This is a genomic window from Microbacterium sp. 71-23, assembly GCF_001897265.1.
In the GTDB taxonomy this organism is placed as follows: Bacteria; Actinomycetota; Actinomycetes; order Actinomycetales; family Microbacteriaceae; genus Microbacterium; species Microbacterium ginsengisoli.
The window spans coordinates 386666-402963 of the sequence record NZ_MKSL01000008.1 but is presented as its reverse complement, the minus strand read 5'-3'; the positions used below and the strand labels follow the sequence as shown (position 1 = coordinate 402963).

Below are 16298 nucleotides of genomic sequence, written 5' to 3'. Positions count from 1 at the left end.
CCTCACGGCTGGTGGGTTTGATGGTGTCGGCGACGCTGATCGCCCCGCGCACCTGCCCGTCCCACGCCACCACCGTGACCGTCGCTCCCGCCGCCTCGTCCGCCGCGATGGTGTCGGCGAGCTCGGCGGGGATGGGGAGCGCCCATTGGGTGGTGATCCAGGAGGCGCGGCCGGCGGCGACCAGGCGGCCGTCGACGATGCCCTGCACGCCCTGCCCGGCCACCGCGGCGAACGATTCCACTGCCGCGAGCGGGCCGCTGGCCGCGTTGGTGATGGCGCGGCCGATGGGGTGTTCGGAGCCGTGCTCGAGCGCCCCGGCGACCTGCACCAGCTCCGTCTCGTCGGTCCCTGCGGCGGGGTGGGTGGCGGTCACGGTCATGGTGCCGGCGGTGATGGTGCCGGTCTTGTCCAGCACCACGGTGTCGATGCGGCGGGTCTGCTCCAGCACCTGCGGTCCGCGGATGAGGATGCCCAGCTGCGCGCCTCGCCCGGTGCCGACCAGCAGCGCGGTCGGGGTCGCGAGCCCGAGCGCGCAGGGGCACGCGATGATCAGCGTCGTCACCGCGGCGGTGAACGCGACCTCCGGGGAGGCGCCGACCAGCAGCCACACCGTGAACGCGACGATGGCGAGGGCGATGACGATGGGGACGAAGATCGCGGAGACCCGGTCGGCGAGGCGCTGCACCTGCGCCTTCCCGGTCTGCGCCTCCTCCACCAGCCTGGCCATCCGGGCCAGCTCCGTGTCCGCGCCGACCCGGGTGAGCTCTACCAGCAGTCGGCCGCCGGTGTTCACGGTCGCTCCGACCACCTTCGAGCCGGGGGCGACTTCGACGGGGACGGACTCGCCGGTCAGCATCGACTCGTCCACCGCGGAGACACCCTCGGTGACGACACCGTCGGCGGGGATCTTCTCCCCGGGCCGCACCACCACGATGTCGCCGGGCACCAGCTGGGCGACGGGGACGCGCTGTTCGCTACCTGTGCGGAGGACGACGGCGTCTTTCGCACCCAGCTCCAGCAGGGCGCGCAGAGCCTCCCCGGATTGCCGCTTCGCGCGGGTCTCCAGGTAGCGGCCGAGGAGGATGAACACCGTCACCAGGGCGGCGACCTCCAGATACACCTCGTGGCCGCCGGACTGCGGGGTGCCGACGAAGGTCACGCTCATCCGCATCCCGGGCATCCCGGCACCGCCGAAGAACAGGGCGTAGAGGGACCAGCCGAACGCGGCCAGCACGCCGAGGCTGATCAGGGTGTCCATCGTCGCCGCACCGTGGCGGGCGTTGATCGCCGCGGCACGGTGGAACGGCCACGCCCCCCACACCACCACCGGCGCCGCAAGGGTCAGGGTCAGCCACTGCCAGTAGGTGAACTGCAGCACCGGGATCATCGACAACACCGCCACCGGCACCGCCAGGACCGTCGAGACGATCAGCCGCTGCCGCAACGACACCAACTCCGCATCCCGCGGCACCGTGGCCTGTTCATCGGGGGCTTCGGTGGCCGGTGGGGCGGGGACGGAGGCCCCGTACCCGGCCTGCTCGACCGCCGAGATCAGCTCCTCCAGCGGCACCGGGGACTCGGCGTGCACGCGGGCTTTCTCGGTGGCGAAATTGACCGTCGCCGCCACCCCCGGCAGTTTATTCAGCTTCCGCTCCACCCTGGTCGCGCACGACGCGCAGGTCATCCCGGTGATGTCGAGATCAACATCCGTCGTCGTCGTGGTCATGACACTGAGGCGAGGCTGTAGCCGGCCTCCTCCACCGCCTCCCGCACCCGCGCCGCATCCACCGGCGTCGCGCTGGACACCGTCACCGTGGACACGCCACCGGCGCGCAGATCGACGGCGACGTCGGAGACACCGTCGATCGCGGAGACCTCCTCGGTCACGCTGCGCACGCAGTGCGAGCAGGTCATCCCCTCCACCAGGAACTGCGCCGACACAACGTCACCCGTCGCCGGGACTGCGGTGGTGTCGGTGGCTGCCGCGCCGTGTGAGGTGGGGCTGCAACACGCGCACCCCGCGCCGGTGCTCGTCGCCTGCAGTCCGAGGTCCTGGAATCCCTGTCCGGTCATGATGTGCTCCCTTCAAGAGCGTTGAACGATGTGAGTGGGGCGAGGTTAGGAGCGCACGAGGCGCGCGATCGCGGCGTTCGCCTCACGCAGCTTCTCCTCCGCGACCGGGCCGCCTTCGGCGGTCGCCTGCGCGACGCAATGCGCGAGGTGGTCTTCCAGCAGCGCCAGCGCGACGGACTCCAGCGCCTTCGTCGCCGCCGACACCTGGGTCAGCACATCGATGCAGTAGACGTCCTCGTCGATCATCCGCGCGATCCCGCGGACCTGCCCCTCCGCGCGGCTCAGCCGCGCCAGCAGCGCCGGCTTGTTGTCCACATACCCGTGTGCCATCTCGTACCTCCACCTACAATCTACCATACCCTGTAGGGGTACAGGGTGTAGGGTGAGGTCATGACCGGCATCCAGGAGCCGCGGCCCGCACAGCCCACCCGTTGGCACGTCGTGACGGGCGGTCCCAGCTCGGGCAAGACCACCACGGTCAACCTGCTGCGGGGCCGCGGGTACACGACCACGATCGAGCACGCCCGGCACTACATCGACCTGCAACGGATCACCGGGCGCAGCACTGCGGAGGTGCGGGCACGGCAGAGCGAGTTCCAGCGCGCGGTCGTAGACATGCAGATCGAGCAGGAGCACTCCCTCGACCCGCAACAGACGGTGTTCCTGGACCGTGCCCTGCCGGACTCGCTCGCCTATTACCGCTTCCTCAACCTCGAGCCCGACACCGCCCTGCTGGGCGCGCTGGCCGCCACCCGGTACGCGACGGTGTTCCTGCTGGACCTGCTCCCGCTGGCGCCCGACTACGCGCGCACCGAGGACCCCGCCGCGCAGCGGCGCATCCACGACCTGCTCGGGCAGGTGTATGAGGAGCTGGGTTTCCCCGTCGTCACCGTCCCCGCGCTCGCCCCGGACGTGCGCGTCGAACTCATCCTGGAACGAGCATCGGCCGACGGGCCAGCTGAGAGGGGCGTGAGCTGATGGGCGCGGGGGGTAGCCGGTACCGGCAGATCGGGGCCGTGCTGCGCCGGCACGGACTCGGCGTCCTGGCCGGCGTGCTGGGCCTGGGCGGCTTGGTGCCGTTCCACCGCGGCGCCCTCGGACACGCCCGGCAGGAGGACCCCTACACGAACCCGGAGCATGTGCGGGTCGCGTTGGAGGAGCTCGGGCCGACGTTCGTGAAACTGGGCCAGATCCTCTCCACCCGGCACGATCTGCTCCCCGCGGCATGGGTCGCCGAGTTCGCCAAACTGCAGGACGACGTCGCCGCGGCACCGTGGGAGGGCATTCGGGACGTGCTCCGTGAAGAGCTCGGCGCCGACCCAGAGCACGTGTTCGCCCAGTTCGACCCGGTGCCGCTGGCGGCGGCGTCCATCGGGCAGGCGTACGCGGCAACTCTTCACGACGGCACCGAGGTCGTCGTGAAGGTGCGCCGGCCCGGCGTGGTCGCGCAGGTGCACGAAGACCTGGACATTCTCCGCAACCTCGCCGACCGCGCCGACCGGCGCTGGGATGCCATCCGGCAGTACGACCTGCCCGGGCTGGTGGAGGAGTTCTCCCGCACGCTGCGTGCCGAGCTGGACTACCTGCAGGAGGCCCGCAACGCCGAACGGTTCGCGCAGGAGTTCGCCCACGCGGCGCGGGTGCGGATTCCCCGCGTGCACGGGGAGACCACGACCTCGCGCGTGCTGACCCTGGAGCGGATGAGCGGGGTGCGGATCGACGACCTGGAGGGCCTGGACGCCGCCGGCATCGACCGGGTCGCACTCGCGCGGCTGGGTGCCGACATCGTGCTCACGATGGTGTTCGACAACCGGTTCTTCCATGCCGACCCCCATCCCGGGAACATGTTCGTGCAGCCCGACGGCGCGCTCGCGCTGATCGACTTCGGGATGGTCGGGGAGCTCACCGAACAGACCACGGACGGCCTCGCCGGCATCGTGCTCGCCTTCACCCGCGACGACCCGGACGCCCTCACCACCGCCCTGATAGAACTCTCCCGGACCGCCGACGTCGTCGACCGGGCAGGGCTGCGGCAGGCGATCACCGCGTTCACGGCCCGCTACCGGGGCCGTTCGCTGTCGGAGATCAGCCTCGCAATCATGCTCCAGCAGCTGCTCGGCATCCTTCAGCAGCACCAGCTGCACCTTCCGCAGGAGACGGCGCTGCTGTTCAAAGTGCTGATGATGGCCGAAGGGACTGCGGCGCGGCTGGATCCGGACTTCCAGATGCTCGACGCCCTGCAGCCCTACGCTGAGCAGCTCACCCGCGCCCAGCTGTCCCTGCCGGCTCTGGCCCGGCGATGGGCGCGCGCGGGAGCCGACACCGGGGCACTGCTCACCGAGCTGCCCGCCACCCTGAGCCGGCTCCGGCATCTCCTCGAAGACGGCGGGTTCGAGGTGCACCTGCGCGCGACGGAGCTGGAACCTCTCGTCGGGCGCGCCGAACGCGTCGGCAACCGTGTCGTCGCGGGAATGATCGCCGCCGCGCTGATCGGCGGGATCGGCACCCTCGTCGGCGGGAACACGAAATGGCGCTCCCGGGAAGGCGTCCTGATCGGCGCCGGGACCGGCACGATCGGCGCGCTCGGCGGCTACCTGCTGTGGACTCTGCGGCGCCGCCGGCCCCGCCACTAACCCGTGCGCGGCCTCGAGAACACCATGAAAAGGGGAAAGGGAGATGGGACAGGATCAAAGTCGGCGTCAACGGATACGGCGTGATCGGCAAGAGGGTCGCCGACGCCGTCCACGCCCAACCCGACATGCAGTTGACTGGCGTCGCGGACACCATCACCGACTGGCGCATCAGATCCGCCGCCCGCCTCACCCCGACCCGTGGGAATCGCACCTGGGCGGCATCATGAACACGATGGTTCCCGAACCGGTCATTCCCTCCCACCAGGGTCCGGACGCGCGCACCGTGATTCCCGGCCTGGACGTGGTCACGATCGCCGCGAAGGGCGCGCGCACGCATACCCACAACCACTACTGGACCCTGCAGCTGACCCGCCGCGCCTCACGCGACCCGATCCTCGACGCGTTGCGCGCCGCCCCCCGCATCGCGTTCATCCGCATGTCCGACGGGCTCGTCGCCCTCAACTCCACGGTCGAGCTGATGCGCGACTTCGGCCGACCCCGCGGGGACATGTGGGAAGTCGCGGTCTGGGAAGACCTCGTCACCGTCGACGGCGACGAGGCATACCTCACCTACCAGGTGTGCAACGAGGCGATCGTCGTCCCCGAAACCATCGACGCGATCCGTGCCCTCACCGGCACCGTCACCGACCCCGCCGCCTCCATCCGTCTCACCGACAACACCCTCGGCATGAGACACGACTTCCTCGCCGCGGAGCGGTCATGACCACCCCGCACGCCGGACCGCCCCGCCCTGGACGCGTGTGGATCTGGGGGATCATCGCGCTTGCCGTCGCCGGGATCGTCATCTACCTGGTCATCGACCACTGGACCCACCTCGCCGCGGCCGCCCCCTACGCCGGCATCATCGTGATCGCCCTACTGCACCTGTTCAGCCACCGCGGACACGGAGGCCACGGACGACACCGTGAACAGACCCGTCACGACCACACGAACCCGCCCCCCGACGACGACGCATGAGCACCCCCACCGCGGCCGGCACCGGACGGCGAGCGCCGAGCCCGTGGCGGATGCTGTGGATCACCTTCGCGTGGGGGTCCTGCTTCGTCGCGATCAGCGTCGGGCTGCAAGATGCGCCGCTGCTGTGGCTCGCAGCACTGCGCGCCCTCGTCGCCGGTGCCGCTCTGCTGATCCTCACTGTCATCCGCCGCGCGCCCGTCCCCCGCGAGGTACGCAGTTGGACGCTGATCGGCGTGCTCGGCGTCGTGAACGTCGCCATCGCCTACGCCGCCATGTTCGGCGGCACCATCGGCCTGACAACGGGCGTCGCGTCCGTGCTGGCCAACGTCCAGCCCGTCCTCATCCTGCTGCCCGCCTGGTGGCTCTACCGCGAACGTCCCTCCCTGCGATCGGTGGCCGCGATGCTCACCGGGCTCGCCGGACTCCTGCTCATCGTGCTGCCCGCCGGCGCCGGGACCGGGGCATGGCTGTCCCTCACCGCCGCCGCCGCCGTCACCGCCGGCACCCTCATCAGCCGCGCCGTGCGCGCCGACCCGTTCCTCGTCGCCACCGTGCAGCTGCTGCTCGGCGGCGGGATCCTCCTCGTCGCCGCCGCGATCGTCGAAGGTCCGCCGGTCATTGAATGGACGCCGGGATTCGTGCTCTCCCTGCTGTGGATGTCCCTGGCCGGCACCGCCGCGACCACCGTCGCCTGGTACGCGGAGACGCAACGGTCCCGGCTCGACATCCTCACAACATGGACGATTCTCGTGCCCGTCTTCGGGATCGTCCTGTCCGTCGGGCTCTTGCAGGAGACCCAGAGCGTGCTCGGCTGGACCGGCACCGCCATCGTGATCGGCTCCGTCGCCCTCCTCACCATCCCCGGCAGACACGCTGACCGCGCGTCCCGTCGGCTTGAAGGTTGAGCGCCCGCCTGGTGGCGCCCCGCCACCACCCATCAAACCGACGTCCCAGCCCTGGCCGGGTGATGTAGTCGTCAAGCTGGTCGGACATGCCGGTGACGTGGCCGCAACGAACAGCCCGAGATGCCGGTACACACGACCCATCGGACAAAACGAATAGCCCGTCCGCCCGCCGCCGGTGGAAATTGCAGCTCCTATCGAGAACCCTCACCCTGGCGGTCCGTCGCGCAGAAGGACGGCGCCCGAGAGCTCAGTGTAGGTTCCCGTTGGATTTGGTGAAGAGTTCCGCGATTCCACCGTAGGTGGCAGCGGTTCAGGGTCGTCGAGTGCGGGCCGCGTCGAGACGCCGGTGGATGTACGACAGGGTGGAGAAGACATCGAGTGCGTCCGGCTCGCTGACGGGCCACGCCACCCGGGGTGCGTGCGCGGTCGGGTTGCGGAATGTTCCGATCACCCCTCTGAGGAGGTTCGCGAACCCGGTGTGTTCACTGGCCTCCGACTTCGTCTCCCAGTCGTTGATCGTCACCAGCGGCCGGCCCTTGGACGACGAAAAGCACGCATCGATCAGCTCCGAACCATCCAGGATGAGCCCGGTCATGGTGCGAAGCCGGTCGCACGCACCTTTTACTGCCTCGGAGACGGCGTGGAAGGTCGATTGCCGGATCAGTTCCTCCCGGCAGTATGCGAGGACTTGGTCGTGCACGCCACGACGCTGTGATTCGGCGAGGAGCCGACCCGTGAGCGCGGCGACTTCATCGAATGTTGTCGCCTTGCGTCCGAGACGAGCGACGCGGCCGTCGTCTCGGATACGGAGCCCAGCCAACGACAGTGCCGGGTCTACGACATCCCTCAGTTCCTCGAATCGTTCTTGCCTGCCCAGGTAGCGGCCGATGGACATGGATTCGGCCACGAAGCGGATGATGCCGTTGCTTGCGTTGTCCTTGCGCTGCTGGTTGATCAGCGCGACCGCGAGGCGATGCCGCTTCGTCATGTCGGGGCCGGGATCATCGAAACCCAGCTGCACCAGAATCCTCCCGATCTCCGAGCCCGTCAGCCCGATGCTCGTCTCGCCGAGAGCGTCGGCGATCGCCGTCACCACGCCCTCTGATAGCGGTGCGTGTCGTGTGTTCGGCATGTGCCTAGCTTCGCGAATCCCGCAACCGGGTGCGCAGCACGGGGAGATGTCGCGGCGTGGATGATCGCGCAGCCCGTCTCGTCCTGCGTCCGCGCGTCACCGCTCCGGCAGCGGGAGTGTGAGCGGGCCACCGATGGAGGTCGCTATTCGCGCCAGAGATCCATCTCCGACCATCGCGGGTGCACGCCGAGAGCGTCGACCGAGAAGTTCTTCGCGGCGGGAAAGGTGTCCAGGAGTGTGACCAGTCGCCGCGGCCACCCAGACTTGGCGTCGATCGAACGAAGGAGATAGGCGGTGACGGCCAGGGCGTTGTAGAGGCCGTAGACAGCCTTCGACGACTCCTCGTCACGGAGATGGTCCAGGAGGGGGACCACGCCGACGCCCGGCCGGCTGGGAGCCACCACCAGTTTCCGGTTGAACAATCGCGCATGGTGAGCGGCGACGTTGCGCACATAGTTGAGGCTGGCAATCCAGCTGGCCATCACTCGTTTGGAAGGCACCGCGTACGCGTGCGCGATCTTCGTGGCGCGCGAGTTGCTAAGCCCGCCGTAGAGCCGACCGAGATGACCGAGCTCCAACACCTCGGTCAGCGCCCAGATCGGCATCTGACCGTCGTACTTCTCCCGGAAATGGGCGACGAACGTCTCATCCGACCCGCCCAGCCGACTGTCCACTCGCCGCAACCATTCCCGATGCTTGCTCGTCTCCTCGCCGGTCTCGGGGTCCTCATATAGTTCGGTGAACGAGGAGACGAATGTGTCCGCGTCACGATGCGCGAACGGGGACCCCTCGCCGAGTACGTACCCGATCTCCATCCGGAGGGACACCTCTATTCGCTCGACACCATCCATCACCAGCATCCGCAGTGCGCGGTCGAAGTCGATCAGCTTGGCGGCATGCGCGAGGGAGGTGCCGGGCAGGTACTCGTTGAGCACCCGAACCCGGGATCTTCCGTCGTCGCTCTCGTATCGTTCGGAACGCCGAAACGGGTACAGATAGCCGGTCAACCGGTAGTACCCCACCGCTCGGAGCAGCTTCGTCGCTTCGGTGCGGTCGCCGATTTCGATGCCGCGGCTGACGAGCTTGTCGGTCTGGGCGTCCACCGACAGCCAGGGCTTGGTGTACTCGACCATCATGCCCACGGTACAAAGAAAATCAGCCCGAGCCGTGAGGCGAGCGGGCTGATCGTGATGACTTTAGGGTAGCACGAGCAGGCGACAGCACGTCCGCATACATCCTCGAGTTCGACTCTGCTGCAGTCGCGGTGGAGGGTGTGGACGCGGCCGTGCCCGGGTGACAGACTGCTCTGTTCTGCTTAGGAAGGGTTTCGCATGTCACACGATGATCACGGGGTTGATTGGGAGCAGGCGATCGACGACATGATTCAACGAAACACCGAGTCCGCCCCCACCGAACCAGGCGTCTACCGGATGCCGTGCGGGAACTGCTACGTAGACTTCTTCCTCGCCTCGGACGGCTCCGAACGCTGGCTCGTCCCCGGAGACGAACGCAGCTATACGCGCGACACAATCTCCACCTTTCGGCACGGTGAGCACCCGTGGGAGCGGATGTACACCCTCGCGCACGCCGCCGCCGAGATCCGGCGCCGCGCGACCGCGGAAAGCACGTCAATCGAGGTACTTGTCGGCGACCTGGAGTCGATCGCGGATGCCGAGGATGCAGCGGAGGAAGAAGAGATCGCCCGCATCGTCCGGGAACGTCCCGCCGACAGTGAGGAGATCCCGCTCGCCGAACTTGCCCAGAAGTTCGGGATCGATCTCGACGAACTCTAGCTATGTCTAATCAGGTCTACGGAAACGGTAGACACAGCTAGATTCCGCTAGACACCCGCCCGGCCAGGTTCAGCTCTGGTCCCACGCCTCCACCAGGTACCGAGTTGCGTCTGCGAGGTTCGCTACTTCCTCGTTTCCAGACACAGCGAAATTGATCTTGATGTCGGCGCCGGTCGCGTAGAACACGTACGGGTAGCCGCCGTCGTGGAGAATCTGCGCACGTCCATCTTTCGCTGACTCAAGGAGATGGTCGACCCAGGTCCGGTATGGGACGTACGCGAGTCGGCGGGCGATCACCGCATTCAGGTGGATTGTTCTTTCCTCGTTCGATTCGAGTGCGATCCGACCGATGTCTTCTGCGGAGACACCGGCCGCGATCTCGTACACGTATGCGTCATATCCGAGCATCGGCCGCTCCCGTTCCTCGTCGTTGGGATGATGTATGCCGTCCTCCACGTGGTCTGAGGTCGATGCCGGCGGCACGTAGGTGGCGGTTGGCTGTCGTTTCGCTGCATCCAGCGATGCGTGCGATCTGCCCGATGGTGTGCTGATGCGTCTCGTACTGCTCGCGCAACCAGACAGGATCAGGGGTGAAGGTGCGGGGTCGTCCTCGACGGGTTTGGGTGCCCGCGTCGGCGAGTATGCGACTCACGGTCTGCCGGGACACGTTGGCATCTGCAGCGATCTCGGACGTCGACGCTCCTGCCGTGTACGCCCGCACCATGTCGTCTGGCGAGCTGGACTTCATGGCAGCTGTTCGCGCTGGGCGGCTCGGCGGCCACAGGGTTGAGGCGGTTTGCGCGCTTTCCGTCCGGGCCGTGTCGGCGACGGGAGGGCACCACGTGATCGGCTCGTGGATGCCGTTGGCGATGAGGAAGTCGGCGGCGATCTGCTCTAGCCGGAGGCGGCCCTCATGCGGCAGCGCTTTCACGAAGCGGGCGACGGATCGTGTGCTGACTCCCGTAGCTCCCCACTCGGCCGGGAGCGTGCGGAGCGGGTTGCCGGACAGTGTCCGGTACAGGAACGCACGAGCCACCCGCCACCGCCGTCCGCCGCCCGCGGATACGCCCACCGCCCGGCACGATTCCCGCCACTCGGCTTCTGGTAGCAGTCCGGTGTAATCGAGGGAGCGGCGCCGGGTGTAGTCCACGGGCACGTCGTGGGTGTCCAGGAACGCGACCAACCGGAGGATCGCGTGGAGCGTGTGGACGTCGTGGGCGCTGCGGCCGAGGTCACGCATCACGTGCGTGACTTGCCGGACCGGTGCGTCCGGATCGAGCAGAGCGAGGGCTGCGGAGTGTGTGAGCCGTGTGCCGGTGAACACGACAGCCGCCGCCAGTGCTGATGCCGCGATCTCGTTTGTCACGCGGAGCGGCGCGTGGTGGGCGATCCACTCGTCCCACAGCTGTGCGGGTACCGTCCGGGCGCGTTCGGCCGGCCCGATCCCGGAAGGTGGCGCGGACTGCAGGAACACGGTAGGACGGCGGCGTCGCCCCAGCGCGGTGGCGATGAGCGTCTGTAGTTGCGGGGTGTTGGCTGTGTACGACGTGCTCTGCGCGACGCGTCCCCGCAGGAGGGTAGCAACGGTCTCAGGGTTGGCCAATGCCGTCAGCGCGAGGGTGGTACCGGCTGCCGCCCCAACTGCGGACTCCGGTCGCGCCCGGACGGCCGGGGTCCAATCCTCGCTCGCCCGGAACAGCTGGACGGCATCTTCCCCGAGCGCGCCGGTATCGATGCCGTCGTCAGCGACCATCGCGTTCCGTGCGATGCGAGACAGCAGCCGGACGTCTTCCAGCACGGCCACTGCTGGCTGCGGTGCGCCCACGTAGATCCCGAACCGTGCGCTCCCGGTGGAGATGATCCGCATCATCGCCCGCTGCGCTTCCAACACGGCGCGAGGGACGGGAGCGGGTGTCGGGTTGTCGGTGAGGTCTGCCCGGCATCGGTTGGCCTGGGGGCCTCTCTGCGGACCCGGGATCGGGTTGTGGCAGCGGCCGGGAACCGGAACGAGGGCGAGCGGGTGAGCGCGTTGCCGGGCGGGACGATCGCATGCGCGGCATCGATCTACGAGCAGGCGACGATGGCGGGCGCACGCAAACCCGAACGGGAACTGCCACGACATCCGCCATCGCCCACCTGAGTCGACCAGGCACTCGGGGCAGTATCGTCCCGTAGTTCCCGCAGCCGGGCATTGCGCGCTTATCCGCCCCTGCCGGGTGAAACGGATCGCGTGGCGTGCAAACCTCATCCTGGTCATCTCATGGAACTGATCTGTGGGGATGCCCGTCGACGCTTCGAGTCGGGAGGCCTGGTCGGCGGTGAGGGTAGTGGCCCACATGTCCGCCATCCATGCAGTCGCGGAGACCGCCAATCCTTTCTGCTGCTCGATGAGGCCGAGTGCGCAAGCCATCTCGTTCATCGTTGCCCCGTAGGTGGCCGCCATCTTCTCCAGCCAGGAGTCGAACGGCTCATCCGGCAGCGGCCGCACTCGGAACGGCAGTACCCGCACCTGATCCGAGGGCGTTGCCGTCGTCGTGGTCATGCGGTCGCCGCCTCTGCGTCCTGATTCTTGCGGCGGCGGTGTGCTTTCTGGGTTCGCGATTGCTGTTCGAGCTTGGCCTCAAGCTCGCGTCGTTCGGTTTCGGCGCCTTCGTCGATGCGGATGTCGTCGAGCAGTTCGCGGTCGATGGATTCCCGGCCGGTGCGGATTGCGCGAGATGCGCCGCGGCGGATCAGGTCCATCAGGGAGCCGATGTTTCCAGTGGTGCGGGCGAACAGGTACCGCGATAGGTCCACCAGCATCCCAGGGCGAGCGTCGGTGAGGACGAGGGATTGTTCGATGCCGAATAGCAACCGGCCCCATTCCTCCCTGCCGCGTTTGTGGGCGAGAGTGAACGGGCTCAACCCGAGCACCGTCCACCGGCGGAATGTCTGTGCCATCGCCGCTTCCCTCCCGGTCTCACCTTCACCTACCAGGCCGCGGGCGCGCAGGGCGACGCCGGCGAACAGGAAGGTGGCGTTGTACTCGTTGGCGAGCCACTTGAGCTGGTTGGCGACCTCGACTCCGTCACGGGTGCGCATGTTCAGGAAGTGCAGGTCGTCGATGATCACCAGCCGGGTGTCGTGTCGTTCGATGCATTCCGCTGCCGCCCGCGCCAGGTCACGGCCGGCCATCGACCGGTGCAGGATGCCGGCGGTGGCGGGGTGGGCGTAGAAGCCGAGGATCATCATGTGCAGCCCTTTGATCGTCAGCCGCCCGGTCAACGTGACGTGGCACACCGGCAAGTGCCGAATATCCCTGTCCGGGTCCAACCAGTCCCCGACCTCCGCGTTCCGCTGCTGATGGAACATCCGGCCGAAGTTGTTCACCACGGTCGACTTCCCCAACGCTGGCGGCGCGTCAATCGCTGCGGCGGACTTGACCCGGTCGGAGTCCTGCAGGTTCGAGTCGAGGATGTCCGCCAATTGCACCTCGATGTCCTCCACCTGCCGGGTGCGCAGCAGGATGTTCGCATGCCAAACTCGCCGCTCCAGGTCGTACGCCGCGCGTTCGCGAGCCGGCAACGAATCCAGCTGTAGGCGGGTGAGCTTCATGGGGCGAGTGCGGGGTGGACGGTCAGCGAAGTCCGTCCAGCCCTCGTAGGTGGACAGGCTGCGCTGACGGGGCGGCAGCTGCGTCTGCGCACTTGGGGACGTCATCGGAGCATCTCCATCGGTTCGAAGTGATAATCGGCGCGGATGGTTGGTTCGTCGATGTCGTCCTCATCGTCGTCATCGCCGGTGTCCGGCGAGGCCACCCGACGACCGGGGTCCTGCATGGGGCCGCTGAGCTCGGTGGCGAGATCAGATGAGCTCGACAGTTCCGCGTCCAGCAGCCGCTGGACCGTGCGCAGCGACCACACCCCGTCTGGGTCGGGCTCCCGCTCATTCAGCTGGGCGGCCATCCGGGCGCTCATACGCCGCTCCGAAGGGGTCAACCCACGCCCGGCGCCCCAGTCCTCCAGCAGCTGCGCCGCGACATCGTCGACCCGTGAGGGACGACCCTGGCGAACCGCGATCTTCTTCGCGTACTCCAAAGCGTCAAGGCTGAAGGGCGTGTCGAAGCTGCCTTTATGCTCCCACTCGAGGGTGTGCCAGGTGTGATCCTCCGGGTCGTGAAAGTAGATCTTGGTGAGGTCGTCCGGGTTCACCACGAACGGCCACTCCGTGCCCTTGTCACGGTGGATCGACCGGGCACGGTTGCGGTACTTCGCGACGGAATCACCGGTGTAGCGCAGCTTGTGGATCTCTACCCCGTAGTGATTGAACTGCCGCTTCACCACCGGCAACAGTTCCAGGAGCACGTTCCGGTCTGCCGGCATCCGCAGCGCCCCCGCCACCGCGAGGCCCTGGTCGTACCGTTGTGCAGGGCTCATCTTCACACCGGGCAACCCAGGGTCGACGAGGGAATCGTGCGGCCGGAGGTGATAAACCGTCGCGATCCACTCGCGGATGATCTGCTCCAACTGCGGGACCGTGTACACCGCCTCAGCCTCGATGTCGTCGCCGCGACCGGACACGTCAGCGCCCTTGTAGCCAGGGAGCTCTTGGAGGAGTGAGTCGAGGGTGCGGAAGAACCGTTCGACCGGGCTCTTGTCGGTCGGCTGGTAGATGCGGGCGGGCTGGATCGAGATTCCTAGCCGAGCGCATGCCGTGGTGACGTGTTCGGACAGGAACGGGCGGCCGTGATCGATCACGATCGTTTCCGGCAGGATGCCCGCCCGAGTGAACCGGGCAACACCGGTGCGGGCGGGGTCGACGAGCACCGTGTCGGGGAGCCCGTGGTACGGCCAACGAGCTGGCGTGCCCCAGCTCTTCGGGATCTCGAAGGGCTGCATAGCTTCGGCGAGGACGCCGGACACGTCGATGGACTTCGTGGAACCCGGCGTGAGTCTCAGTCCGAGGATGCACCTCGAGTAGAGGTCGATCGCGACGGTGAGGTCCGCGCACACCCACTTTCCGGTGACCGGTGCGACGGCGAACACGTTCAGCGGGGTGGTGTCCAGAAGGACGAACTCGCCCGGGCGGGTCGCTGTCAGGCGGCCGTAGGGGGCGGAGGGCCGGTTCGCTATTGATCGTTTGGCTTTCGTGGACCCGGAGAACGTTGCTCGGCCTCGGGAGAGCTCGTCCAATGCCCGGTATCCGCTGGCGGTCGACGGGAGGGTGACGACCTCGGGTCCGTGGACGCGCTCGACGCGGGCGGCGATGCGGGCGAGGATGATCTTCTTCTGCACCTTGGACTGGTTGCCCTGTTCATCGATCACGGTCCGGGCGGCGTCGACCCAGCGCGGATCGAAGTTCGTCAGGGCCGCGCCCGTCCGAGACCTGCGGGTGTCGATCAGGCCCGCCTCGCCGGTGTCGCGGTAGCGGGATACCCAGCGTTCCAGTGTCCGCGTCCCGATGCCGAGCTCCTTGGCCTTCGCGGTCTGCCGTTCTCCCAATGAACGTTGTGGGTGGTACTCAAAGCGCGGTTCTCCCTCACGGGCGATCTCTCGACTTCCCGATCTGTATCCGGTGAGTACCTCGCGGACATGATCGGCGCGCTCATGGGCGGCCGCCTGGGCGGACTCGGTCGCATCAGACCAGACGAGCATCAACGGCTGCGACTCTTCGTCATCGGGAAGTCTTCCCGGGACGTGCGCGGTACCGCCCTCCGAAGCAGGCCGCAGCACGTCGAGCATCCGCAGCCGGCGAGTACTCCCGTCCGCGGTGCGGACGATGACCGCTCCATCCCCGATCTCCGCGACGGTGCACATTTCGCCGTCGTAGACGAGCTGTGCGCCCGGGGCAACCGTCCATGTCTTCTTCATCCCGACTGGTCCTCTCTGGAAGATGGCGTCAAAAGGCTGGCGGTCGACAGGGGCCGAGTCAGGTCGGCGTTCAGATGCCGCACCCACAGCAGATGCAAGACGAGGGAACGCGCGAACCTGATGTCACCCTCTATAGGAGCTACGGCTCGCACCGCCTCTCCAAGGGTGAGAGGAGTGTGGAGAGTGCCGGTCGCGGCGGCAACCTCGGCGTCCGGAAACTGGAATCGGCGCCGGTAGCCCGCGAGGAACTGCACGTTGGCAAGCATCACGGGGTTGGGTTCGGATTGCACCCGGTATTCCCAGCCGTGCCCCTCGATGACTCGCCGGGACCACGCCAACGAGTTGTGAACCTTTGGTCGCGACAGCTTCTCGGCGGGCTTCACGTCGACCACGCACGCCGAGTCATCGGCGTGAATAAGCAGGTAATCCGGAACGTGCCTCCGCGCCGTGCCTCGGTCATCTCCGTCGACCAAGAATGGCTGTGACAAGATCCACACCACCCGCGGGTCGAAGTCCGCCAACAAGAGGTTCGCGTACTCGAGCCGCGATTCGTACCCGACCGGCGCCTCCATCGTCGCCGACCAGTAGGAGCCAGAGAAGTGCCGTTGCTTGCGGTACCAGCGAAACTCCCGCCACGGCACCGCCGTGTCGAACTGACGAACACGAAGATCACGCAGGTCACTGACGTCGACGCGATCGTCGGACCTGCGGATCCGAATGGTTGCCTCTGCCCCCGTCACGAGCCGAGGACTACCCGGCGCGAGACCTCACCCGAACTACCACTCGCGGGAGACCGATCTGTGGACATACGGCCATCCTGGAGGCCTATCGACACAAGCAACCATGAACGAATCCCACGCAATTACGTAAGTCACGTCGTACCGAATCGCACTTGTGGCAACGGCGTTTACGTAGTACGTGACATACGTTTCAGT

17 protein-coding genes are annotated in these 16298 nt (G+C 67.5%); 7 read left to right on the top strand and 10 right to left on the bottom strand.

The genetic code is table 11. The annotated features are described in order from the left end of the window. The 3 genes from BGO15_RS02035 to BGO15_RS02025 form a co-directional block, all read right to left on the bottom strand. Nucleotides 1-1726: heavy metal translocating P-type ATPase (locus BGO15_RS02035; protein ID WP_502689142.1), on the bottom strand; the 1726-nt coding region annotated here is incomplete at its 3' end. After that, nucleotides 1723-2073 (bottom strand): heavy-metal-associated domain-containing protein, encoded by a 351-nt coding sequence (locus tag BGO15_RS02030; protein ID WP_056207403.1) that lies wholly within the window; start codon nt 2071-2073, stop codon nt 1723-1725. The genes BGO15_RS02035 and BGO15_RS02030, both read right to left, overlap by 4 nt. Before the next feature lie 45 nt (nt 2074-2118). Next, nucleotides 2119-2403 carry a metal-sensitive transcriptional regulator gene (locus BGO15_RS02025; RefSeq protein WP_056207405.1) on the bottom strand — a complete coding sequence of 95 codons (285 nt, stop codon included), beginning with the start codon at nt 2401-2403 and terminating at the stop codon, nt 2119-2121. Nucleotides 2404-2463: 60 nt separating this feature from the next. Here BGO15_RS02025 and BGO15_RS02020 point away from each other — a divergent pair, with 60 nt between their 5' ends. The 6 genes from BGO15_RS02020 to BGO15_RS01995 all read left to right on the top strand — a co-directional run bounded on the left by BGO15_RS02020 (nt 2464) and on the right by BGO15_RS01995 (nt 6589). Next, nucleotides 2464-3051: an AAA family ATPase gene (locus tag BGO15_RS02020; protein WP_056518820.1), complete on the top strand. Its 588-nt coding sequence runs from the start codon at nt 2464-2466 to the stop codon at nt 3049-3051. Next, a complete protein-coding gene (locus BGO15_RS02015; RefSeq protein ID WP_056207406.1) occupies nt 3051-4706 on the top strand; it encodes an ABC1 kinase family protein in 1656 nt (551 codons plus the stop codon). Before BGO15_RS02020 ends, BGO15_RS02015 begins: the two co-directional genes overlap by 1 nt. A gap of 80 nt (nt 4707-4786) precedes the next feature. Continuing rightward, a complete protein-coding gene (locus tag BGO15_RS02010) occupies nt 4787-4933 on the top strand; it encodes a hypothetical protein (RefSeq protein ID WP_235557379.1) in 147 nt (48 codons plus the stop codon). Nucleotides 4934-4938: 5 nt separating this feature from the next. After that, the gene (locus BGO15_RS02005; RefSeq protein ID WP_235557380.1) at nt 4939-5430 is read left to right on the top strand and encodes a hypothetical protein; all 492 of its coding nucleotides are present in this window, start codon (nt 4939-4941) and stop codon (nt 5428-5430) included. Continuing rightward, on the top strand, nt 5427-5684 hold the full coding sequence (locus BGO15_RS02000; RefSeq protein ID WP_056518825.1) for a DUF2933 domain-containing protein: 258 nt from the start codon (nt 5427-5429) through the stop codon (nt 5682-5684). Before BGO15_RS02005 ends, BGO15_RS02000 begins: the two co-directional genes overlap by 4 nt. Continuing rightward, entirely contained in the window at nt 5681-6589 is a 909-nt protein-coding gene (locus BGO15_RS01995; protein ID WP_056207410.1) for a DMT family transporter, read from the top strand. The genes BGO15_RS02000 and BGO15_RS01995 overlap by 4 nt, the downstream gene beginning before the upstream one ends. A 310-nt stretch (nt 6590-6899) precedes the next feature. Here the strand turns inward: BGO15_RS01995 and BGO15_RS01990 are convergent, their stop codons facing one another. Then, on the bottom strand, nt 6900-7721 hold the full coding sequence (locus BGO15_RS01990; RefSeq protein ID WP_056518827.1) for a TIGR02391 family protein: 822 nt from the start codon (nt 7719-7721) through the stop codon (nt 6900-6902). Nucleotides 7722-7864: 143 nt separating this feature from the next. Beyond that, complete coding sequence (locus BGO15_RS01985) at nt 7865-8854, bottom strand: Abi family protein (RefSeq protein WP_056207437.1); 990 nt, start codon at nt 8852-8854, stop codon at nt 7865-7867. Nucleotides 8855-9052: 198 nt separating this feature from the next. On the opposite strand from BGO15_RS01985, the gene BGO15_RS01980 reads away from it, so the two are divergent. Then, on the top strand, nt 9053-9514 hold the full coding sequence (locus BGO15_RS01980; protein WP_056518829.1) for a hypothetical protein: 462 nt from the start codon (nt 9053-9055) through the stop codon (nt 9512-9514). 69 nt (nt 9515-9583) lie between these two features. Here BGO15_RS01980 and BGO15_RS01975 read toward each other — a convergent pair whose 3' ends face one another. The 5 genes from BGO15_RS01975 to BGO15_RS01955 form a co-directional block, all read right to left on the bottom strand. Continuing rightward, nucleotides 9584-9901, bottom strand: coding sequence for a hypothetical protein (locus BGO15_RS01975; protein WP_156454719.1), 318 nt, complete (start codon nt 9899-9901; stop codon nt 9584-9586). Nucleotides 9902-9908: 7 nt separating this feature from the next. After that, the gene (locus BGO15_RS01970; RefSeq protein WP_056518830.1) at nt 9909-12056 is read right to left on the bottom strand and encodes a TniQ family protein; all 2148 of its coding nucleotides are present in this window, start codon (nt 12054-12056) and stop codon (nt 9909-9911) included. After that, on the bottom strand, nt 12053-13108 hold the full coding sequence (locus BGO15_RS01965; RefSeq protein ID WP_162237841.1) for an AAA family ATPase: 1056 nt from the start codon (nt 13106-13108) through the stop codon (nt 12053-12055). Before BGO15_RS01965 ends, BGO15_RS01970 begins: the two co-directional genes overlap by 4 nt. Nucleotides 13109-13209: 101 nt before the next feature. Further along, nucleotides 13210-15363 carry a TnsB C-terminal domain-containing protein gene (locus tag BGO15_RS01960; RefSeq protein ID WP_056518834.1) on the bottom strand — a complete coding sequence of 718 codons (2154 nt, stop codon included), beginning with the start codon at nt 15361-15363 and terminating at the stop codon, nt 13210-13212. Next, nucleotides 15360-16103, bottom strand: a complete 744-nt coding sequence (locus BGO15_RS01955; protein ID WP_200934394.1) for a TnsA-like heteromeric transposase endonuclease subunit — start codon at nt 16101-16103, stop codon at nt 15360-15362. The genes BGO15_RS01960 and BGO15_RS01955 overlap by 4 nt, the downstream gene beginning before the upstream one ends. Nucleotides 16104-16298 lie beyond the last annotated feature (195 nt).